At 51.0% G+C, this 20,614-nt stretch carries 20 protein-coding genes and 1 pseudogene; 9 read left to right on the top strand and 12 right to left on the bottom strand.

The features are described 5' to 3' along the window. Positions 1-75 precede the first annotated feature (75 nt). Positions 76-1,455 carry an NADP-specific glutamate dehydrogenase gene (gene gdhA, locus ACQKPA_RS23900; protein ID WP_427494985.1) on the top strand — a complete coding sequence of 460 codons (1,380 nt, stop codon included), beginning with the start codon at positions 76-78 and terminating at the stop codon, positions 1,453-1,455. Positions 1,456-1,505: 50 nt separating this feature from the next. Here the strand turns inward: gdhA and ACQKPA_RS23895 are convergent, their stop codons facing one another. Together ACQKPA_RS23895 and ACQKPA_RS23890 are read right to left on the bottom strand one after the other, a co-directional pair. Beyond that, on the bottom strand, positions 1,506-2,489 hold the full coding sequence (locus ACQKPA_RS23895) for a diaminopimelate dehydrogenase (protein WP_194544235.1): 984 nt from the start codon (positions 2,487-2,489) through the stop codon (positions 1,506-1,508). Between the two features lie 150 nt (positions 2,490-2,639). Beyond that, a complete protein-coding gene (locus tag ACQKPA_RS23890; protein ID WP_427494984.1) occupies positions 2,640-3,701 on the bottom strand; it encodes a suppressor of fused domain protein in 1,062 nt (353 codons plus the stop codon). A gap of 173 nt (positions 3,702-3,874) precedes the next feature. Here ACQKPA_RS23890 and ACQKPA_RS23885 point away from each other — a divergent pair, with 173 nt between their 5' ends. Continuing rightward, the gene (locus ACQKPA_RS23885; protein WP_427494983.1) at positions 3,875-4,606 is read left to right on the top strand and encodes a hypothetical protein; all 732 of its coding nucleotides are present in this window, start codon (positions 3,875-3,877) and stop codon (positions 4,604-4,606) included. A gap of 180 nt (positions 4,607-4,786) precedes the next feature. Here ACQKPA_RS23885 and ACQKPA_RS23880 read toward each other — a convergent pair whose 3' ends face one another. After that, the gene (locus ACQKPA_RS23880) at positions 4,787-5,236 is read right to left on the bottom strand and encodes a YdeI/OmpD-associated family protein (protein ID WP_427494982.1); all 450 of its coding nucleotides are present in this window, start codon (positions 5,234-5,236) and stop codon (positions 4,787-4,789) included. Positions 5,237-5,287: 51 nt separating this feature from the next. After that, positions 5,288-6,043: pseudogene (locus ACQKPA_RS23875) on the bottom strand (SDR family NAD(P)-dependent oxidoreductase). Between the two features lie 225 nt (positions 6,044-6,268). On the opposite strand from ACQKPA_RS23875, the gene ACQKPA_RS23870 reads away from it, so the two are divergent. Together ACQKPA_RS23870 and ACQKPA_RS23865 are read left to right on the top strand one after the other, a co-directional pair. Further along, on the top strand, positions 6,269-7,381 hold the full coding sequence (locus ACQKPA_RS23870; protein WP_427494981.1) for a DUF3626 domain-containing protein: 1,113 nt from the start codon (positions 6,269-6,271) through the stop codon (positions 7,379-7,381). Positions 7,382-7,518: 137 nt separating this feature from the next. Next, entirely contained in the window at positions 7,519-8,373 is an 855-nt protein-coding gene (locus ACQKPA_RS23865) for an AraC family transcriptional regulator (protein WP_427494980.1), read from the top strand. 94 nt (positions 8,374-8,467) lie between these two features. On the opposite strand, the gene ACQKPA_RS23860 is transcribed toward ACQKPA_RS23865, so the two are convergent. Then, positions 8,468-8,983 (bottom strand): GyrI-like domain-containing protein, encoded by a 516-nt coding sequence (locus ACQKPA_RS23860; protein WP_427494979.1) that lies wholly within the window; start codon positions 8,981-8,983, stop codon positions 8,468-8,470. A 93-nt stretch (positions 8,984-9,076) separates the two neighbouring features. Between ACQKPA_RS23860 and ACQKPA_RS23855 the strand changes: the two genes are divergently transcribed. Then, on the top strand, positions 9,077-9,769 hold the full coding sequence (locus tag ACQKPA_RS23855) for an effector binding domain-containing protein (RefSeq protein ID WP_427494978.1): 693 nt from the start codon (positions 9,077-9,079) through the stop codon (positions 9,767-9,769). A gap of 195 nt (positions 9,770-9,964) precedes the next feature. On the opposite strand, the gene fabV is transcribed toward ACQKPA_RS23855, so the two are convergent. Together fabV and ACQKPA_RS23845 are read right to left on the bottom strand one after the other, a co-directional pair. After that, positions 9,965-11,155, bottom strand: a complete 1,191-nt coding sequence (fabV, locus tag ACQKPA_RS23850; protein ID WP_427494977.1) for an enoyl-ACP reductase FabV — start codon at positions 11,153-11,155, stop codon at positions 9,965-9,967. A 223-nt stretch (positions 11,156-11,378) separates the two neighbouring features. After that, positions 11,379-12,128 (bottom strand): SDR family NAD(P)-dependent oxidoreductase, encoded by a 750-nt coding sequence (locus ACQKPA_RS23845; RefSeq protein WP_076324406.1) that lies wholly within the window; start codon positions 12,126-12,128, stop codon positions 11,379-11,381. 144 nt (positions 12,129-12,272) lie between these two features. On the opposite strand from ACQKPA_RS23845, the gene ACQKPA_RS23840 reads away from it, so the two are divergent. After that, the gene (locus tag ACQKPA_RS23840; RefSeq protein ID WP_427494975.1) at positions 12,273-13,172 is read left to right on the top strand and encodes a LysR family transcriptional regulator; all 900 of its coding nucleotides are present in this window, start codon (positions 12,273-12,275) and stop codon (positions 13,170-13,172) included. 102 nt (positions 13,173-13,274) lie between these two features. Here ACQKPA_RS23840 and ACQKPA_RS23835 read toward each other — a convergent pair whose 3' ends face one another. Next, complete coding sequence (locus tag ACQKPA_RS23835; protein WP_427494974.1) at positions 13,275-14,039, bottom strand: exodeoxyribonuclease III; 765 nt, start codon at positions 14,037-14,039, stop codon at positions 13,275-13,277. Positions 14,040-14,288: 249 nt separating this feature from the next. On the opposite strand from ACQKPA_RS23835, the gene ACQKPA_RS23830 reads away from it, so the two are divergent. Beyond that, positions 14,289-14,432, top strand: coding sequence for a hypothetical protein (locus ACQKPA_RS23830; protein ID WP_009595787.1), 144 nt, complete (start codon positions 14,289-14,291; stop codon positions 14,430-14,432). A 150-nt stretch (positions 14,433-14,582) separates the two neighbouring features. Here ACQKPA_RS23830 and ACQKPA_RS23825 read toward each other — a convergent pair whose 3' ends face one another. The 3 genes from ACQKPA_RS23825 to ACQKPA_RS23815 form a co-directional block, all read right to left on the bottom strand. Then, on the bottom strand, positions 14,583-14,957 hold the full coding sequence (locus tag ACQKPA_RS23825) for a VOC family protein (protein WP_427494972.1): 375 nt from the start codon (positions 14,955-14,957) through the stop codon (positions 14,583-14,585). A gap of 95 nt (positions 14,958-15,052) precedes the next feature. Continuing rightward, the gene (locus ACQKPA_RS23820) at positions 15,053-15,760 is read right to left on the bottom strand and encodes an RNA polymerase sigma factor (RefSeq protein ID WP_427494971.1); all 708 of its coding nucleotides are present in this window, start codon (positions 15,758-15,760) and stop codon (positions 15,053-15,055) included. 143 nt (positions 15,761-15,903) lie between these two features. Further along, a complete protein-coding gene (locus ACQKPA_RS23815; RefSeq protein ID WP_427494970.1) occupies positions 15,904-16,920 on the bottom strand; it encodes an iron-hydroxamate ABC transporter substrate-binding protein in 1,017 nt (338 codons plus the stop codon). Positions 16,921-17,070: 150 nt separating this feature from the next. On the opposite strand from ACQKPA_RS23815, the gene ACQKPA_RS23810 reads away from it, so the two are divergent. Next, positions 17,071-18,111: a FecCD family ABC transporter permease gene (locus tag ACQKPA_RS23810; protein ID WP_427495059.1), complete on the top strand. Its 1,041-nt coding sequence runs from the start codon at positions 17,071-17,073 to the stop codon at positions 18,109-18,111. A gap of 2 nt (positions 18,112-18,113) precedes the next feature. After that, positions 18,114-19,118 (top strand): FecCD family ABC transporter permease, encoded by a 1,005-nt coding sequence (locus ACQKPA_RS23805; RefSeq protein ID WP_427494969.1) that lies wholly within the window; start codon positions 18,114-18,116, stop codon positions 19,116-19,118. A gap of 218 nt (positions 19,119-19,336) precedes the next feature. On the opposite strand, the gene ACQKPA_RS23800 is transcribed toward ACQKPA_RS23805, so the two are convergent. Next, positions 19,337-20,386, bottom strand: coding sequence for a 2,3-butanediol dehydrogenase (locus tag ACQKPA_RS23800; protein ID WP_427494968.1), 1,050 nt, complete (start codon positions 20,384-20,386; stop codon positions 19,337-19,339). Positions 20,387-20,614: the final 228 nt, after the last annotated feature.

Here is a 20,614-nt window from a genome sequence, read left to right as displayed (position 1 = left end):
AGGCTTTCTTTTCAGCAAAACCGACGATTTATCACGCAATTCTACTTTAACGATTTGAAGGAGTGCATCGCAAAAGTGACTACGAATATTTCTGTTTCTTCACCCCTTACTGCCGCGAAAGACTATGTGGAATCCATCTATAACCAAGTGGTGGCCCGAGATCCGCACGAGCAAGAATTTCATCAAGCCGTCCGGGAATTTGTAGATTCCCTCGTCCCTGTTTTAGCCCAGCATCCGAAATATCGGGAACACGGTATTCTGGAACGCCTTGTCGAGCCTGAACGAATGATCACCTTCCGTATACCATGGGTGGATGATCAAGGCAAAACCCAAGTAAACCGCGGGTTCCGCGTCCAGTTTAACAGCGCGCTGGGTCCGTACAAAGGCGGCATCCGGTTCCATCCTTCGGTTTATGCCGGCATCGTCAAATTCCTTGGCTTTGAACAAATCTTCAAAAATGCGCTCACAGGCCAGCCCATCGGCGGAGGCAAGGGCGGTTCGGATTTCGATCCAAAAGGCAAATCCGATCAGGAAGTCATGCGTTTTACCCAGAGCTTCATGACTGAGCTCTACCGCCATATCGGACCTGATTCCGATGTGCCTGCCGGTGATATCGGTGTCGGCGCTCGCGAGATCGGTTATATGTTCGGCCAATACAAGCGTATCCGCGGAGGACATGAGGCCGGGGTGCTGACAGGCAAAGGCGTCATCTATGGCGGAAGCCTGGCACGTACGGAAGCAACCGGTTACGGCTGCGTCTATTTCGTACAGGAGATGCTGGCTTCGCAAGGCCTTAGCTTCAAAGACAGCCGCGTCGTGGTTTCCGGCTCGGGCAACGTCTCCATCTATGCGATTGAAAAAGCACAGCAGCTCGGTGCGCACGTCATCGCCTGCAGTGATTCCAATGGATACCTGTATGATCCGGACGGAATTAACCTCGAAACCGTCAAGCTGCTGAAGGAACGGGATCGCCTGCGGATCAGTGAATACGTCAAGATTCACCCGCATGCCGAGTATACCGAGGGCTGCGCGGGCATTTGGAACATTCCATGCGACATCGCGCTTCCTTGCGCCACGCAGAACGAGCTGGATGAAGAAGCAGCGAAGACACTCATCATGAACGGCGTAAAAGCCATCGGTGAGGGAGCCAATATGCCTTCCACGCTGGAAGCGATTGAGCAGTTCATCAGCAGCGGCGTGCTGTTCGGACCGGCTAAGGCCGCCAATGCAGGCGGGGTTGCCGTATCCGCGCTGGAGATGAGCCAGAACAGCATGAGAATGTCATGGACCTTTGAAGAAGTGGATGCAAAGCTGCATCAGATTATGAAAAACATCTACAGCAGTGCCGTGGATGCTGCGGAAGAATATGGCGTAGCCGGCAATCTTGTGGCTGGTGCCAACATCGCAGGTTTTATTAAAGTAGCTGATGCCATGATCGCACAAGGTATCGTATAAATAAGAAAAAAAAGAAGCCCTGCCGCATATGCGGCAGGGCTTCTTACAGCTTATAGAAGCTCGCTGCGGAGCTCTTCAGCCGATTTTGGAGATAAGTATCCCAGCGGGATATCAAACACCGTCTTGGCGCCTTGCTGTCCCTCTCTGCTCAAACGATGGGCAGCTCTTGCATAAGATACCAGCACACTGGCCGTAAATTCCGGGTTGCTGTCGAGCTTCAGGCCAAATTCAACAATTTGTTTATTTCCGCTTCCGGTCACGCCGCTGCGAATGACAAATCCGCCGTGAGGCATACCTGCATGTTCAGCCTCAAGCTCTTCTTGCGTAATGAAAGTTACGGTTGTATCGTAATCGGAAAAATAGTTAGGCATCGACACAATCGTTTGACGGATTTGCTCTTGGTCCGCGCCTTCTTCCGCTACGACGAAGCAATCTCTCCGGTGCTTCTCGCGTGTGGCAAGCTCCGGTGTTTCACCAGAACGGATTTGGTTGATAACCTCTTCTACTGGAACCGTGTATTGAACGCCTGCCTTCACCCCGGGAACACGACGGATGGCATCCGAGTGGCCTTGGCTCACGCCTTTGCCCCAGAAGGTATAATCCTTTCCTTCCGGCAAAATCGCTTCGGCAAGCAGACGATTCATGGAGAACAAGCCCGGATCCCAGCCTGTCGAAATGACGCTGACATGGCCTCCGCCCATCGCCGCTTTGTTGACTTCCTCGAAAAACTCAGGGATTTTCGCGTGTGTGTCAAAGCTGTCTACCGTATTGAACATGCTGGCAAGCTGTGGTGTTTGCTCAGGCAAATCCGTAGCCGAACCGCCGCACAGAATCATAACGTCAATCTTGCCGATATATTGCTCTGCCGCTGATATATGCTCGAAGCGAGCACCGGAATTGGCCGGCATTTGCTGCGGGTCTCTGCGCGTGAAGATGGCCACCAGCTCCAGATCCGGATTTTGCCCGATGGCTTTCTGTACGCCCTTGCCCAAATTTCCATAACCTACGATCCCTACTTTAATAGATGCTTTCAATGTAATCCTCCCTTTGTCAGAACCATTTCCTGTAGCATGATGTTTATGTACCGCTTTAAAGTATAAGTATATAGACATCACTCAAATTGTAAACTATTTTATATGGACAGGAAATTGTTTCTATCTGTGTTATTCTTAATCTCCACCGTGCTATCCGATAACTTGTACAACATTTCCTTCTTGATCCTTGATTTCCGTCTTCAGGACTTCAATCCGAATTCCTTGCAAGCCAGAAAGCTCGAAGGTGCTGACCTGCGGCAGCAGTCGTCTTGAAAATTCACCCGCGGTCCGATCGTCCAAAACCAGGGTAACATCTCCATCCTCTGCAGTCCAGCGACTCTCTTCCCCCGGCTCAAATACGACCCGAACGTCCGAGCCTACAAGGCTCAGTTTCTTATCTTTCAAAATTCGGCCCTGCAGCAGCTTCCCGATAATTTCGGCCTGCTTGGCGCCTATTTGTAATGTAGCCGGAGTTTTACTTAACCAGCCCTTCTTCCCCGGTTCAAAAGCCAGCTGGCTCACGTAGAGAAATCCGGTGTTCGAGCCCTCTTGTTTTCTCCCCCGATCAACGGCTTCCGAAATCGAAGGCACCTTCAGCAGCGAATCCCGATCCAGATCCGTTATGTACTGCGGCATATACTCCGCACAAGCTTGTAATACGCCAAGCGTATTCCATGTCTGCATCGCCTCGAGCTCTTCACGTGTGATGCCAACCATTTGCAGAAATTCTACCCGACCATTCGGCGTATCCATCCCCGGCAGCTCGGGATCCAGGGTGAAGGCGAGCGCGGTCAATTGCGTATCGGCTCCCAGGCAGATCGGCCCATTGGCATCCAAATAATCCCCCGAACGAAAAACATTCCCGCTGTTAAACACGTATCTCCCCATGTTCTGAAGCAGATTTAGCGCCCACGCCGGCGGCTCTTCCTCGCCCTCCCGCTTAGCTAGCCTGAACGTCAATTCGAATCCGTAACCGCTCTCCTCCAAATTGTCCGACTCCTTGTCATACAGCTCGCTAAAGCCATAAGTGACCATATGCCAATGGGGAAAAGGGGCATTCGACGTATAAGCGCTGATTCCATTCAGCGGATCGGGTCCTCCAAGAGCATAAGGAATTAGGGCTCCGTAATGTTTCGGCTCCTGCTCCCCGTACAGCTTCAATAGCTGCTCATCAATTGCGTCCCAGCCTGCGGCGTTTTCTTCATGTGTCATATCCTGTTCCCTCCCGTTATCATGTATATCCAAAAATTCAACCATATCCGAGTAGGCCCAATCATTCAAGTCACCATCCTCTTCCGCTTCATTATATAGGACGTATAGAGTAATGAAGAAGTAACCAGCGAAGTGTATAATAGAACCATATCAACAAAGGAGCCTACATGTTCATGAAAAAAATAACGGCATTATCAGTAACCTTAACACTTTCAGCTTCGCTTATGGCCTCTTCATTAGCCTCGCTGCCGGGTTCCGTCGATGCGGCCTCCGCCAAGGAATGGATACAGATCTCCGAACGGACATCCTATTACGGTGAAGCAGCCCACGGCCAGCCCAATGGTCGCGGTACGATCAAGTGGGGAAATGGCAAACAATATTCCGGCGAATTCATTAACGGGAAGCGCACCGGAAACGGTAAATACATTAACGAATACCAAGAAGACGGTGAATCGCATAAGGTGGTATACATCGGCCGCTGGAACAACGACAAAATGGATGGCGAAGGCATCCTGACGCATAAGGTGACATCGCCTGACGGGTCCGTTCGATGGAATCAGATCCAGCAAGGGACATTCCAAGCAGGCGTCTTCCAAAGCGGATACGATGTCATTCATGCGGTCGCGGATCCCGACTACAGCTTTACCTATAAGAAAGGCAAGGAACTGCTCGTGGTTATGGGCACCAATCAAAACATGAAAAAAAACTGGGCCACCGGAACGATGTTCAGCGCTCAATACAAGAACGGTTCCGTCAACCATAGTTATTCGATCTTCCCGGCTAATTCGGCGGCTGAACAGCGTAAGATTGACGCCGCGCTCCGTTATTTCAAGAGCATTCAAAGCAAAGTAAATCCTCACCTGCAGCAATTTGAAGCATTGTCCAAGCAGGTTCCGTTAAAATAACCCAGCTCCTACAATCGTCAAAGAACCCGGTAACTTGCCTATAGCAAGACCGGGTTCTTCTATTACCGAAGGGTATTAATCACAATATCTCTATGAAGCAGGACCCTCGAGTGCAAACTGGAACGTATATTGATCCGACTTCTCGACCACGATGGTATACCCCATTCATTCGGCGATTCTCTACTGTGAGCGTCCCTCGTTCAGCATCGTGATGGTCTTTTCGATTCGCCGCTGACGGGTTTCTATCGTCTTGGCCCCCTCGATCGACAGCACCAAGCGGCGTTTATTACTGTAGGACAAACCATCGAAGTATTGTCGTGCCACCGGGTTTTGATCCAGAGTCGCGGAAAAATCATCGGGTACCGTGATCTCGCGCGGCTCGGTATCAAGCTCAATCTGAACGGTCACTTCGTCACCCGCCGCAACTCCCGCTGCTTGCCGGTTCTCTGCGCTAAGCGGCAGCATGAATACGCCTCCCATAGGGGCGATGGTACTGCGATAGGTATGCTTGCCGATGGTGACCGTAACTGGGGGTTTTTTGCCGGAACCGAGGCCTTCCACCACTTCATCCGGTACCTGAAACCCTGTTGCCGTCTTACTGCCTAGCACTATTGTCGTTCGAAATTCCATTTCTGTATCCTCCAGTTAAAAATCATGGGTTACATCTACACCAACGCAGCTTTATTGTGCCGTCCAGCCGCCATCCACAAGCAGCAAAGTGCCTGTAACGAGATCAGATGCCGGGGAGGCGAGATAAATAACAGCTCCAGCCACATCGCCTATGTTGCCGATCCGCCCTGCCGGGATCCGTGCCAGGACGCCGTCGCGAAAATCAGGGGAGTCCAAACGCTCGGCTGTTCCCGGCGTATGGATGAACGTAGGACCGACGGCATTAATGTTCACGCCACGGCTGGACCACTCCAGCGCCAGCGCCTTCGTCAGCTGATTCACGCCGCCTTTGGAGGCGCAATAGGCTGCCCCTTCCGTAATCCCAACGACACTCACCTGGGAGCTGACGTTAATGATTTTTCCGAACCCCTGCTCCAGCATGATACGGCCAGCGGCCTGACAGCAAAAAAATACGCCCTTCAAATTTACGTCCATCATCTAATCCCAATAATCCTCCGTGATGTCTTCCGCCAGCATCCCCTCTCCCAGACCCGCGTTATTAACCACGATATCGAGCCGGCCGAAATCCTTGGCTACCTGACCAAATACGGCTCGGATCTGCTCCACATTCCGGACGTCCAGCTCATAGGCCTTGGCCTGACCTCCTGCCTGAGCGATTTCCTCGACCAATGGATGGAGCAGGTCCTTGCTTCGTGCCATGACGGCAACCTTGGCCCCTGCCAGCACTTGGGCTAGTCCATAACCGATGCCCTTGCTGGCCCCCGTCACGATTGCAATTTTATCCTGAATGCTGAAATTAGGCTGCATATGTAATACCTCCATCTCTTATATCCATTCATGTTAGTTTCATTAAAGCATGATGGCTGGTCAGCAGCAATCTTTGTTAGTCCCCCTTCCCAATAAATCCATCCCGTTAAGTGCTAAAACACGTTCATTTGCAGCAGCAATAGAGGAATCTCAGCCCGTGGGCTAGAAATGATGAGGATCAATGCGATCGTTGTTTAGTATGGAGAGTATGGAGGAAATCCACTTATGAGCGGACGGTTATCTGAAGCGCAGCAACAAGCGATTCTTCATGTCGAATCAACAGCGGCGGGCCAGCGAAGGGTCGCCTTGAAAATGACGGAGCACATCTTGCGGAAGCATGGAAAAGATTCCGTAACGATCGGCTCACTGTTAACCCATATTGAAAAATTTGCCCGCGTCACGTTGAATTTCCATCCGGATCGGATACGGCCCACCGGGCACCCTGTCATCGAATCCCTCTTGGCAGAAGGCATATATCATAACCAGTTCATCACGAGCGTGACGAATGGAAGCAAGACCGCTTATCCGGGCGGTGACCGCGACCAATGGGAACGGCTCCTGTTTGGCGGAGCCTACCAGCAGCCCGGTGTGCGTAACGACGAGCGGCCGAAATACGGAGCACTTAATCTTATGAATTATGCCGATGGTGCATCGCCCCGCTTCGGCTCCTGTTTGTTGGTGCTGTCCCCTAACGTATTGAACCGCTGTACCTTTACGTTCGGAGACAGTCATGCAGGTCCTGAGTTTGTAGGCACGCTCCGTCAGTGGGATTCCATTCTCGCTGCACTCTTGCAGCAAGTTGAATCCACTGGCTCGGCCCTGGGTTCCCCGAATGTGGACATTCCATCCATGCTGGATCGGCTTCTTCATCTGCCTTCATCGTATACCGGTTCTTCCGGGCCTGTCGGTCGTTCCTTGGATGATTATATTGAAGCGCAGATCCATGGCGTCATCGACTTGTCCAGCGATGTGGAGGCCCTGGTAGCCGATCCTTCCTATAGGAACACCCCAATCGGACATTTGCTTCATGCTTTATGTGAACGGTATGACCTCACCTTGTCCTGGCATCCCGGCTTCTGCCTTGCGGTACGGGATGTTCCGGATGATTTTCGGGGACCGGCCATGCCGCCGCTCGCTAAGCGGATCGATCAACGGTTTGGAGGCTCGCTGGGCATGCTGGATGCAGCCATTATCGGCAAAGCGGCTGCTCAACTGCACCATGATTCAAGCGAATGGAGCGATTGGGGAACATTTGATGAAACCTTCCAGCATCTCAAACAGCTGTGGCATGTGCTCGTAAAGTATGGACATCCGAATCCGTTTTCGCCAAACGGCTAAGCTGTGTTTTTTTGTCTAGTACCTGCGTTGGAATGATGGTTTGACTTAGATAACCGGGCTAGCGGAATCCGTTCAGCAACGGCTAGGCCTATCAAGTGCAGCTTCTTATATATTGATCTTAGAAAGGATGATGACCGATGGATTGGGTAAAGCGGATGAATGAGGCCATAGGCTATATAGAAGCGCACATAACCGAGGAGATCGATTACGCTGAAGCTGCTCAGATTGCATGCTGCTCCGTTTATCATTTTCAACGCATGTTTCCGTTCATTACGGATGTATCGCTGTCCGAATACATACGGAGACGCCGGCTGACACTGGCTGCTTACGAGTTGCAAAACAGCGATATCAAAGTAATTGATCTGGCACTTAAATATGGTTATGATTCCCCGGAGGCGTTCGCGCGTGCGTTCCAGAACATGCATGGCACAACGCCGACGGCCGCACGCCAGGCGGGTACCAAACTGAAGGCCTATCCCCGCATCTCCTTTCAATTCTCAATACGAGGAGCTGCCGAAATGAATTACAGAATCGAAGAAATGAAGGAGTTTTCCGTTGTCGGTTTCAAGGAGCAGGTAAGCACGCAGCGTGCCTATGAAGACGTTCCCCGCCTCTGGAAGGAGGCTCAGGAGAAGAGCATTTTCGAGAAACTATGGAACTATCGTGTGCAGGACCATCCGATCCGGGGAATACTGGGTGTTTGTGCAGACGGTGACTACGGGAAGAATGAGCATTTTGACTACATCATGTCCGTCGTATCCAAGGACACGCCTCAGGAACCGATGGTACAGCGACATTTCCCTGCCGCCACTTGGGCCGTCTTCGAGCTGGAAGGAGATCCGAGCGGCATTGCGGAGATGTGGAAACGCCTTTATACGGAGTGGATACCATCCCAAACTTATGATCTCGGGCCGCTTCCTGCCATCGAATGCTATCTTCCTCCGGACGAGTATAAGAACGAGTTATGGATTCCTGTGGTTAGAAAGGCATAGTAGTACATTTCCGCTGAAACGATGAATTTTTTTCGCTCACCGCTACAAGACCATGAACATGAGCTTCATATCCACACCGCGCGGTGAGCACCCCCTATCCATTTTCTTTCAAAGGTTCTCCAATCTGAACGGGAATCATGATGATAAATTCGGGGTCATCCGCATAGGGATCCTGACTCATCGGATATTTTTCGAAATGCGTTAAATGATCCGGGTTATATTCCGAGTAACCTTGTTCTTTAATCCAGGCATAGATATTGTTATAGGACTGATCGATGCGCTGCTCTTTCCGATGAGTACAAGTGGCATAGGTTAATGCAGGAACGGATATCGTAACCATCCCGTCGGGAACTTCGTTGATCCGTTCCACTTCCACGACCGCGTAATGGATAAATCCGTCACCCCCGGGAACTGCGTGGTAAGACAGCCCCAGCAACGTATCGGTATGTAAGGCATGGGGTATCTCCGCAAGCCGCTCTTGCATCAACCGATGCACTGCGCGTATCCCGCCTGCACCCGCCTCGGCAAATGTGCCTTCCCACTTCAATCCTATCGCCTGAAAAGCTTCCTTACTCGTAACCGCTGCTTCGTTTCGTTGATCGATTGTCATTAGTAAATGCTCCTTTATCCTGTATTTGGTTTCATTATATACTTGAACTATGCCAGAAACTGTCACATTATAAAAAATCACAGGAGCGAAATCATGCCCAAAACCGAACGGATCCTTAAGGTCATGCAGCGGGTGTATGAACGGCAAAACTTCACCGTCGGCGAGTTAGCCGAAGAATTCGCGGTTTCATACCGTACGATGCTCCGCTATCTTCATGAACTGTCTCGTCTAGGTGTTCCATTGTACGCCAATGAGGGGAAAAACGGCGGTTACTCCATTCTGACATCGCGGCAAAAGAGAGAACGATCCGCGCAGACGAATGAATCCATTCAGCGGATAATCAAACCGCAGACCATGATCGTCGGCCTGGAGATGAAGCTTCCGTTTACGGCCTATTATATGTCCCAAACCCTCAAGCCAAAGCTCTGGAAGGAACTCCAGGATCGCATGGAGGAAATTCCATATATCCGCAAGAAAACATCGAATCCCTTATATATTGCAGCTGTTTTGAACCGGCAGCAGATCTATCACTATGTAGCCGGAATCGAGGTAATGACGATCGGTGATACGCCGGAGCGGATGGTAGCTTTAACTTTGCCAACAAAGGAATATGCAATGTACACCCATGAAGGACATTCCGACCGGGAGGATACCGACCAGTCCTATGCCTATGTTATCCAGCAGTTGAAACAACGTGGCCTCACGCCAAACCCGGCGCTCTACAGCCTTGAACTGAGAACCTCGGTACATGCCTCTAAAGCCCAAATCTACATACCTTTAACCTGAATGAATCAGGGGCTTATCAAACACATTTGTCACGCAACAATATGAGAATCATGATTTCGGACTCAAGGAACCTGTCCGATTAAATCTGCGGCTAAAATCCGGGAAATGGTACGCTACGGATGCGTATATTCAACCTTAACTCCTTGGTGATTTAAAAAAGCGAGCCCCGGTCATGTCTGGGACTCGCTTTACTCGTTAAATGGCTTTCGGATTGTCGACCACAGGATTAACATCCGCATCGTAATCCACGCCATCGGTTTCAAAGCCGAACAGCTGGAAGAACTCCCGGCGGTAACCGGCAAGGTCAGTCAGTTCTTCAATATTTTCGCTTGTCACCTTGCTCCACAATTCGGCCACCTCGGCTTGCACGTCATCACGAAGTTCCCAATCGTCGATACGGATGCGCCCCTTCTCATCCACCGGCGTTTCTTGCCCTCTATAGAGACGATCGGAGAATAGACGATAGATCTGCTCGATGCAGCCCTCGTGCAGCCCCTTCTCCTTCATGACTTTGTATAGCGCCGATACGTACAGCGGAACGACCGGGATCGCCGAGCTGGATTGGGTCACTAACGCTTTGCTGACCGTTACATAAGCTCGCCCGCCTCCGGCAGCAAGCTTCTCGTTCAATTTCAGCGCGGTTGCCTCCAGATGATCCTTGGCTTGTCCAATGGATCCGTCCCGGTAGATGGCTTTGGTAATCTCGGAGCCGATGTAGGAGAACGCAATCGTGGTCACATCAGGAGCCAAGACGCCGCCTTCCGCCAGCTCATTCATCCATAATTCCCAATCGTCGCCGCCCATCACCTCTACGGTGTTCTTCACTTCCTCTTCCGTGGCCGGCTCAATCGTTACCTCTGTCACTTCACCCGTATGGAAATTTACCGTCTTGTTGGTATAGGCCGGTCCGATCGGCTTTAATACGGAGCTGACCGTCTCACCCGTCTCAGGCAGCGTACGGCGCGCCGAAGCAACACTGTACACCACGAGATCAACCTGTCCCAGCTCTTTGCGGATAAGCTCAACCGTCTTGGCTTTGGTCTCTTGCGTGAAGGCATCTCCTGTCACGCTGAACGATTTTAAGCCTGCAGCCTCCGCTGCCTTCTCGAATGCGACCGAATTATACCAGCCTGCCGAAGCAGTCCGCTTCTCGGTTGCCTGGCTGGGACGATACACACCTACAGTATTTGCTCTGGAGCCGAATGCGGCAGCAATTCTGGCCGACAGGCCGTACCCGGTGGAAGCGCCGATAACCAGCACATTGCGCGGCCCCTCGATGCCAGGCTGTTTTAACACATAATCAATCTGCTCCTGCACCTGGGCTTCGCAGCCTACAGGATGGGACGTTGTGCAAATAAATCCGCGTGTTCTAGGTTTAATGATCATATTTATATACCTCTCTTCCAGTACTCGTCTTCTGACACCATATGTATGGTCTTTTAAATTTCCTTTCTATTTTACCTGTTTTTTGTGGAGAGAGGAAATCTTTTGACAGGAAAACCAAGAAAACCTCCCTTCGTAGTTATGAAGGCTTAAGCCTGCATTCCTTCCAAAGAGAGGTTCTGTATGTTTAATGCTCTATATACGTTGCCATTAAATACCGAACGGATTATTTGAATGAAGCATAGCCTTGGTCAGCCATGACCACGCTGCCTGTAATCGCAGCAGCTTCATCTAGAGACACGAGATACACGGTATCCGCAACAACTTCAGGCTGTGTTAATTCACCGCCCATGACTTTGGCTCTCATGGAATCCAGCATTCCTGAATCTTTATAGCCTTGGATAATCGGTGTATCCACTGCTCCAGGAGCAACGGCAACGACGCGAATGCCGTATGGCGCCAGTTCAAGCGCAGCGGATTTGCTCATCATGATGACGGCGCCTTTTGTAGCGTGGTATGCAAATGTTCCCGGTGAAGCCAGGAAGCCGAATACGGATGCTGTATTGATGATAACGCCTTTAATACCGAGCTCTTTCATCTTTCTGCCTGCCGCAATAATACCGTAAGCAACCCCGTGCTGATTCACGTTAATGGTGCGATGATAGAGATCCATATTTTGTTCGAGAACCGGTCCAGCCCCGCCAATACCCGCATTGTTGTGCATGACATCGATGCGGCCGTAAAGCTCAACCGCTTTATCTACAAGCGCCTCGACGCTTTCTTGTTTGGAAACATCGACTTGAACGAAAGTGGCTTCGCCGCCTTCTTTTTTGATCATGTCCACCGTCTCTTGACCGGCAGCCTCATTATAATCGGCAACGACGACACGATCGCCTTTTCTTGCAAATTTAAGGGAGACCTGACGACCGATTCCGCTCGCTCCGCCGGTAATTACCGCTACACGTTGTTCTGACATTATCAATGACCTCCTAGGGTATAATAGCGTTATTGTTTGAACATTGTGTGTCCATGTCCTTGTGTTCATTGTAACGCTGCGTTATATTTAAGTAAATTTAAACTTAATTAATATTACTTAACTATAGATTAAGGATGAGGTCATATGAATCTTGAACAACTGGAATATATCGTGGAGACGGCCAAGACAGGATCGTTAACCAAAGCAGCCCAGAATTGCAACGTTACCCTTTCCGCCGTCAGCCAAGCGGTGTCCAGCCTGGAAGCCGAGTTCGGTTTCTCCTTGTTCACCCGATCGCGGCTTGGTGCCGTTCCCACAGCCGAGGGCCAGCGAATTCTCCAGAAAGCCTATGCCATTTTGGAACAATTTCAGGAGCTGAAATCAGAGGCCGAAGGATATTCCAGCCTGCTGAGCGGATCTTTGCGGATTGCTACCGTTCCGGTCCCCTTAACGTTGTCCATCGATGCCATTATCCAGTTCAAAAAGCACTTCCCCCATATCCAACTCGAAATTACGGAAAAAGCGACTCTTGATATTATTGAGGATATCAAACAAAATCATGCGGATATCGGTTTGATTTTTGTCGATGATTCCACCATTCATCAGCACCGCGGCCTTCACTTCGGCAAGCTGCTGGAGAGCAAATTCGTGGTGGGGGTCAGCCGTCAATCTCCACTTGCCATGCGGCAATCGATCACGCCGGAAGAACTGCGTAAATACCCCTTGGTTCTCTACAAGGATGACAGTCTGTTCAAACTGATGGATGTATTCGAGGAGCAATACGGGGAAATGGATCTGCTCTTCTCAACCAACCAGACAAGGGTCATACAGAAGGTCGTCGAAGAAAATGTAGCGGTCACGGTGGGGGTAGATTTGTCCTTCTCCAGCTTCACTCCCATACCTTCGGGAAACATCGTAACGCTGGAGCTGGAGATGCCCCCGGGCCATGCTGCCTCCTCATTCGGGTGGGTACAGCCCGGAACGCACCATCTGTCGAAGCCGGCCTCGATCTTTCTGGACAAGCTGAAGCATCAGATTGGGTGAGGTGAACGAAAGCTTTTACTTTCAATATAAAAGCCAACCGGCGTAGGCGAGGCTGTTATCCAGTCCCCTGCTCTTCGGTTGGCTTTTTTAAAAATCTGTATTTTAACGTAATAACTCGCTGAGCGTCAAACTCACCGGACAATGATCGCTTCCCATCACATGGCAGTCGATCTCGGCATCCTTCAGCTTCTCGGTTAAACGAGCAGACGCCAGAAAATAATCGATGCGCCAGCCGATATTCCGCTCCCTTACCTTGGCCATATACGACCACCAGCTGTATACGTCCGTACGGTCCGGGTAGAAGTGACGGAAGGAATCAATAAAGCCCGCTGCCAGCAGATCGGTCATTTTGCCGCGCTCCTCCAGGGTGAAGCCGGAATTGCCATGATTAGACTTGGCATTTTTCAGGTCGATTTCCTGATGCGCCACATTCAAGTCGCCGCATACGATCACGGGTTTACGTTCGTCAAGCTGAAGCAAGTAAGCACGAAACCGCTCCTCCCACTCCAGCCGATAATCCAGCCTGCTCAGGTCGCGCTTCGCATTCGGCGTATATACGTTCACGAGATAGAAGTCCTCAAACTCCAGCGTGATCACTCTGCCCTCCGGCTCGCTGTCCTCCTCCAGACCATAGCGTACGGACAATGGGGCGATTTTCGTAAATACCGCCGTTCCCGAGTACCCCTTCTTCTCCGCATAGTTCCAATATTGTTGATATTCCGGCCCTAAATCGAGCTCGATCTGCCCTGCTTGCAGCTTCGTTTCCTGCACGCAAAATATATCGGCATCCACCTGCTGAAAATAATCCATAAAGCCCTTCGTTACGCAGGCCCGCAATCCGTTGACGTTCCATGACACTAGCTTCATATCGCAACCTCCGTGGTATCCATATCGTTTAAGCGTGTTGAATCTATGAATCTTCTAAATTCTATTATGGTATCATGTCACGGCTGAAACGAACAAGCAGCTACGAGCGCTTTCATCATACCTTCATGAACGGATGAAAGGCTTGCGTGCATAATCCCCCGCCAAATCAGGAACAACATAAACGTTCGCAAAGTACGATCATTCGTACGTTCCCAATCGATGAGAACCCCACATAAGGAGGAATACAGCATGACAGGCAGAAACAGCAAACCTAAGAACGACGGTCCTTCCAGCAGCCCTGAACGTTTGGACCAATACGGTGACAAGCTTGCTTCCGAGAATGAGGAAGAGTTTACTTCGGCGGCCGAGGAGCACTGTCGGGATCAGGAATAACGGATTTGATACAACTGTCGATGCACATTCAATAATCACCGCAGCAAAAACACCCATCCATGCCAAGGCAATGAATGGGTATTTTTCCTATTCAATCATCTGGGCAAACACGATGCCCGTCGGTTATAACCATCCCGCTTCTCGATGTCGTTACTCCGTGACCCCACAGCGGTTGCCGTCTGGATCCGTCAGGGAAAAGCCTCTGAACCCGCCAAAATCCTCAATTTCAGTCACGTCGGCTCCCTTGGCAACCAATCGTTGATGAATTTCACCTACATTCGTGGTATGCAGGTTGAAATATTGCCCCACGCCATAATCATTCCTGGGAAAAACCGGCTGCTTCACCTCATAGGACCGCACGAGGCAGAAGGATACCTTCTCATCGTTCATTCGCATGACCACCGCATTCGGTTCATCCATGTGGATCACTTCAAACCCGAGCATATCCGTATACCAGGCCGTCGAACGCTTCAGATCACTGACCGGTACAAAAATGCCAACGCCGTACAAAAGGTTTTTTTTCAAAGAACCTTCCTCCTCTTTGATTTGGTTATATAGGGTTCTGACACCTAAGAAACGAAATTTTGGGCTAAAACCAAACAGCGTCCAAATATCATGTTTCATTCCGTAAGTTTCCACACGTTTCCATCCGGATCTTCCATATAAAATGCAAGGGCTCCGCCAACCCGGCTCAATTTGCTTATTCTTATTCGCAGCTTCGTCAATTGGAGATACGAGGTACAAATGGCTTTGGGATCCCTTTTCCGAAAAGCCTCCACAAGCGCATCCATATCCAGTCCTGCGGCTGTGCCTGCCCGGGCTCTCTCTTGCGGTTTAGGTTCCATGCCTGTTTGCTGTATGCGATGCAGCTTCTTCAGCCTGGTTCGCGCACGTCCGAGCGACACCTGAACCGTCCCTTCCGACATGAAGAGAAAGTCAGCCGTCTCCCTGGCCGTGAAATCAAAAACATCCATCAGCAGCAATATAACCATCGCCCGTGGGGATAACCGATCCGCTAATGTCTCCAGAAGCTCCCTGGTGGATAAGCCCTCATCCTCGGCCGCCCTATCTCCTAACGCATCCTCGGAAACCCTCATTCCGGGCTTATCCTTCTTCAGTCGGTCCTTCCACGCGTTGCTTGCGATGCGATATAAGTAGGCATTGGACAGATGTTTTCCAGGATCGGTTTCAACGGCTCGTATCACCTTTATCATAACATCCTGAAGCAGATCCTCCGCTTCCCATGGATCCCCTGAGATTCGCATACAGTATCGGTGCAGCTTCGCCTGCACATTGGATAAGTCCGGCATATACTTCGGCATCATCATTCCCACCTCGCTAACTAGTTCTGTGAGTGCGCACGTTTTCCTGCTGAATGTTTGCGCCGTCCTTGTTCCATCTACGCATCCATACAAAAAACCGCCTCCCCACTAATATGGGAAGACGGCTGATTTGCTCGATCTGACCGCGTTTATTTCACCAAACTCTCCAGCACGTCATCAATGATCTGGCTGTTGGCAATCGTACCGGTATACAGCCAGCTTGTATCTTTTCCATATTCATAGATGTTGCCGTTCTTAACGGCCGGAATATTCGCCCAGAGCGGATCCTGGAGCACTTCGGCCCCTTCGCCGTCGCTGTTAATAAAGAACAGATGATCCGCGTCGAGCTCGGCCAATTTCTCCAGGGAAATGGAGGACCAGTTGCCCGTAGCCGATGCCGAAATTTCCTTCACCACGTCCGGTACCGTAAGTCCCAAGTCGCCGTACATAACGGCTCCGCTGGACAACGTCTCGCTAACGACGAACAATTTACCGCCGACAAGCCAAATCGCTGCAGCAGATTCACTGCCGATCGATTGCTGGATTTTCTCCTTGGCATCCTTTGCCTTCTGCTCGTATTGATCGAGCGCCGCTTGCGCTTCCTCCTCCATGCCAAAGATTTCCCCCACTTTCTTCAGCTCTTCGCGCCAATCGTTATTGACCTCATTGCCGATGACGTAGGTTGGAGCAATCTTCTCGTATTGGCTGTACTTGTTGCCTTCTACCATGGAAGCCGAGTCCATGATCAATAAATCCGGCTGGAAGCTCGCTACCGCTTCAAAGGGAAGATCATGCTCAATCGTAGGCACATCCTTCAATGAGTCCTGCAGATAATCCTGGACGCTTCCGCCTTTGACCGACCACTGCGCGATTGGCGTAATCCCTAACGCCACCAGGTTATCCTCCAAGTAAGAAGCAATCACCCGTTTCGGCTCGGCTGGAATTTTCACTTCATGGCCCATGGCGTCTATCAGTGTTCGTTCTGTCTTGCTCTCTGCGCCTCCTTCACTTGGCTTCGCTTCGCTGCCGCCGCTCTGCTCGTTTGGCGTTTGCGCCTCCGTTGGTTCGTTCCCGGCTTCGTCTTTGCTATTTCCACAAGCTGCAAGCAGCGTGAAAGCTGCCAAGAGTCCTGCGATTATCCATATTTTTTTCTTGAATCGACTCATTGTTCAGATCCCCTTTATGTATATTTTTTCTGCTTAGATCACTAGCAATCTTGGGATGAAGTGATATAATAATAACCATGATAATGAAATTCATTCTCAATTACAATACGTTATTTTAAATTTTTTATCAACATGAAGGTTTAGGTGACTATGCAAGCAAATCAGCCCATGAACAAAACAACCGCAAAATCCATCTACCGCCCCAAGACGGCCGCGGCCGTCATTCTGCTGGGGCTTGGTCTGCTGGCTGCCGCGATGGCATCCTCAATTATCTATGGCGCTTCGAATATTAAATTGTCCACCATATGGGAGGCGTTTGTTCGATTCGATGCCCATTCCACCTCGCACCAGATTATCCAGAGACTGCGCATGCCGAGGGCCTTGGCCGCTGCGCTGATCGGCGGTTCCCTGGCGGTTTCGGGAGCCATCATGCAGGGGATGACAAGGAACGCGCTTGCTTCCCCTTCCATTATGGGAGTCACCGCAGGTGCCACTTTCATGATGTCGATTGGGTTTGCCTTTATGGAGTCGCCATCCAACAGCGTGCTCATGCTGCTATCTTTTGCCGGTGCAGGCCTTGGGGCCGGACTCGTGCTTCTCATCGGCTCGTTATCCAAGCGGGGACTGACGCCTGTCAAGCTTGCGCTGGCCGGATCAGCCGTTACTGCGCTCCTGAGCTCGATTTCCTCGGCCATTGCCATCCGCTTTAACGTTGCCAAGGATATCAGCTTCTGGTACGCCGGAGGCGTGTCGGGCGTGCAGTGGGTGAACGTGCAGCTTCTGATCCCTGTCGCCATCATTGGGCTGCTCATTGCACTCGCACTCAGCAGATCCATTACCGTCATGAGCCTGGGCGAAGAGGTCGCTACCGGGCTTGGCCAAAAAACAGGAACCGTGAAGTTCCTGGGCACGCTCGTTGTGCTGCTCCTCACGGGTGCAGCGGTAGCTGTGGGCGGAACGATCGGATTCGTGGGGCTTGTCATCCCGCATATCGTTCGCTTCATCGTAGGTCCCGACTATCGGCTGATCATCCCTTGCTCCGCTGTCATGGGAGCACTTCTGCTGGTGTTTGCCGATGTGGGGGCGCGGATGATCAACCCTCCGTTCGAGACGCCAGTCGGCGCAATTACGGCCATGATCGGCGTTCCTTTCTTCCTCTATCTTGCACGTCGGGAAGGGAGGGGGCTGTAACGATGAATACAACGCGAAAAATCATGTCCGTGTCGATGATCCTGCTGCTGGCCATATTAGCCGTGTTTCTGGTCAGCCTGAATATGGGAACGATGAAAATCCCGCTGGCTGAGGTCATTAAAGCATTCAACGGGACAGGATCTGAGCAAAATTATACCGTTCTGATGCACTTTCGTTTACCACGCATGGTCATTGCCATCCTGATCGGTGCCGGAATCGCCGTCTCCGGTGCTATACTGCAGAGTGTTTCGCGGAACGCGCTGGCGGACCCGGGCATCCTAGGCATTAATTCCGGAGCAGGACTGGCCGTCGTGCTGTATATCTTTTATTTCCAAGGCAGCTCGTTCAGCTCCGGCATATGGTCCGTCTATATCCTGCCTTTTGCCGCCCTATTCGGTGCATTTCTTGCCGCCTTTCTCATATATTCGCTGGCCTGGAAGCAAGGTGTAACGCCGATCCGGCTGGTGCTTGTGGGGATTGGCATCAACGCGGCCTTCGGCGCGCTTATTATCGTGTTCCAGCTCATGATGGACCCTAACAATTTCATGCAGGCTACCATCTGGCTGTCCGGAAGCATTTGGGGCGCAAGCTGGGAATATGTCGTTGCGATCCTTCCGTGGATCCTTCTGCTGATTCCCTGGGCAGTGTACAAATCGCAACATTTGAATGTGCTCAACCTGGGGGACCACACGGCAGCGGGACTTGGGGTCACAGTAGAACGCGAGCGAAGAACGCTGCTGTTCATCTCCGTTGCCCTGGCTGGCGCCTGCGTGGCCGTAGGCGGCGGCACCGCGTTTCTCGGACTGGTTGCTCCGCATCTGGCGCGTAAGCTGGTGGGTCCCCGTCATCAAGGAATGCTGCCGGTCTCTGCGCTTCTTGGCTCACTGGTGCTGCTTGTGGCCGATATGATCGGCAAGAACCTAATGGCCCCTTCCGAGATTCCTGTAGGATTAGTCGTTTCATGTCTCGGAGCACCCTACTTTATTTATTTGTTGATCAAGGATTAATTGAATGAGTTTAAAAAAGACGGCGATCACCTCCCGAATCCATTCGGAGGTAATCGCCGTTGTTTTGTGTCATGTGCTAAAGATTGATTGGCGTACATCAGCGAGTGCTATGCACTGCTCTGACTCAGCTCGGAGGCAACCTTTTTATTCCGCAAAACAAAAAGACCGCATTACGCGGTCTTTCATAAGCTGTGCAACTGCGTCACGCAGCGGCTTTATTAGTGCGCGCTCACCAGAATCTTCACCTGGTTCTTCTCTTTGAGCAAGGCCTCAAAGCCCCGGTCAATAACCTCATCCAGCTTGATCCGCTGGGTAACCAGCTTATCCGCAGGGAAGAATCCTCTTTCCATCAGGCTAATGACAGCCGGGAATACGTCGCGATAACCGATGATTCCGGTAATATTACGCTCCTTCATCACAATGTCATTCGGCACGATGGGAGCGGAGGTTTCAAAGATGCTCACAATCATAATCTGTCCGCCAATCTTTGTAGAGTTGATCGCTTGATTCAGTACAGGCGGAACACCCGTCACTTCAAATGCGACATCTACCCCGCTGCCGGTCCGGCGATGAAGTTCCTCAACCACATCGTAAGCCTTCGGATCAATGACGATGGCACCCAATTCTTCGGCCTTTTGTTTACGCTCAGCAGACAGCTCCACGGCGTAAATTTCGGACGCCCCTGCTGCCTTCAATGCCTCGATGACAAGCAGACCGATCGGCCCCGCACCGAATACGACCGCCCGATCCCCTGCCTTCAGCTGGCTTTGGCGTACGGCATACAAAGCGACTGCCGAAGGCTCTACCAAAGCTCCTTGTTCATAGGAGACGCTGTCCGGAATTTTATGAACCATATGCTCATCCGCGGCGACATATTCGGAGAATCCGCCGCCACCGCCGGCAAGGCCAAGAAAGCCCATTTTGTCGCATAGATTGTATTTTCCTTGTCTGCAGGCTGCGCATTTTCCGCATGCAAATACAGGCTCAACAACCACGCGGTCACCGGCCTTGAATTTCGTAACGCCTTCGCCAACCTCTACCACCTGGCCGGAAAATTCATGGCCCATAACCACCGGAGCCTGTTCTCCAGTAAGGGTGTGAGGCGTATTCTCAGGTATAAATATAGGCCCGGCTACGTATTCGTGGAGATCGCTGCCACAAATCCCGCACCATTCAACCTTGATTTTCACTTTTCCACTCGTTGCTTGCGGCTCCGCAATTGTCTCCAAACGCAGATCCTTTACTCCATGCCAGCGCAATGCTTGCATTGTCTTCATCTCCTTATGGGTTCGAAAAAATAAAAACAAAACAGGAAACGTTTCCGAAATCAAATATGTCACAGTTTTGACAATCTGTCAAACATGATGGACTATAATGTATGAAAAGTCATGGACAACCGGTAATCAGGGTACATCGACTTTTTAAGGAGTTGCAGCTTTTTATGCGTTCACTTCAGCCTTACCTCTTTTCTTTGCCGAGGTGTTCCATGAATCGAA

The sequence above is a fragment of the Paenibacillus sp. NPDC093718 genome, assembly GCF_050279985.1.
Classification (GTDB): Bacteria; Bacillota; Bacilli; order Paenibacillales; family Paenibacillaceae; genus Paenibacillus_AQ.
The sequence above is the reverse complement of the archived record's forward strand: the minus strand, read 5'-3'. Positions and strand labels throughout refer to the sequence as shown.

Bases quoted from the DNA above. Each gene is read 5' to 3' on its own strand.
- ACQKPA_RS23815 (WP_427494970.1), bottom strand. From the start codon at position 16,920: ATGAGTCGATTCAAGAAAAAAATATGGATAATCGCAGGACTCTTGGCA.
- ACQKPA_RS23830 (WP_009595787.1), top strand. From the start codon at position 14,289: ATGACAGGCAGAAACAGCAAACCTAAGAACGACGGTCCTTCCAGCAGC.
- ACQKPA_RS23880 (WP_427494982.1), bottom strand. From the start codon at position 5,236: ATGGAATTTCGAACGACAATAGTGCTAGGCAGTAAGACGGCAACAGGG.
- ACQKPA_RS23865 (WP_427494980.1), top strand. From the start codon at position 7,519: ATGGATTGGGTAAAGCGGATGAATGAGGCCATAGGCTATATAGAAGCG.
- fabV (WP_427494977.1), bottom strand. From the start codon at position 11,155: ATGATCATTAAACCTAGAACACGCGGATTTATTTGCACAACGTCCCAT.
- ACQKPA_RS23885 (WP_427494983.1), top strand. From the start codon at position 3,875: ATGAAAAAAATAACGGCATTATCAGTAACCTTAACACTTTCAGCTTCG.
- ACQKPA_RS23845 (WP_076324406.1), bottom strand. From the start codon at position 12,128: ATGTCAGAACAACGTGTAGCGGTAATTACCGGCGGAGCGAGCGGAATC.
- ACQKPA_RS23855 (WP_427494978.1), top strand. From the start codon at position 9,077: ATGCCCAAAACCGAACGGATCCTTAAGGTCATGCAGCGGGTGTATGAA.
- ACQKPA_RS23890 (WP_427494984.1), bottom strand. From the start codon at position 3,701: ATGACACATGAAGAAAACGCCGCAGGCTGGGACGCAATTGATGAGCAG.
- ACQKPA_RS23800 (WP_427494968.1), bottom strand. From the start codon at position 20,386: ATGCAAGCATTGCGCTGGCATGGAGTAAAGGATCTGCGTTTGGAGACA.
- ACQKPA_RS23810 (WP_427495059.1), top strand. From the start codon at position 17,071: ATGCAAGCAAATCAGCCCATGAACAAAACAACCGCAAAATCCATCTAC.
- ACQKPA_RS23820 (WP_427494971.1), bottom strand. From the start codon at position 15,760: ATGATGATGCCGAAGTATATGCCGGACTTATCCAATGTGCAGGCGAAG.
- ACQKPA_RS23835 (WP_427494974.1), bottom strand. From the start codon at position 14,039: ATGAAGCTAGTGTCATGGAACGTCAACGGATTGCGGGCCTGCGTAACG.
- ACQKPA_RS23870 (WP_427494981.1), top strand. From the start codon at position 6,269: ATGAGCGGACGGTTATCTGAAGCGCAGCAACAAGCGATTCTTCATGTC.
- ACQKPA_RS23840 (WP_427494975.1), top strand. From the start codon at position 12,273: ATGAATCTTGAACAACTGGAATATATCGTGGAGACGGCCAAGACAGGA.
- ACQKPA_RS23860 (WP_427494979.1), bottom strand. From the start codon at position 8,983: ATGACAATCGATCAACGAAACGAAGCAGCGGTTACGAGTAAGGAAGCT.
- ACQKPA_RS23805 (WP_427494969.1), top strand. From the start codon at position 18,114: ATGAATACAACGCGAAAAATCATGTCCGTGTCGATGATCCTGCTGCTG.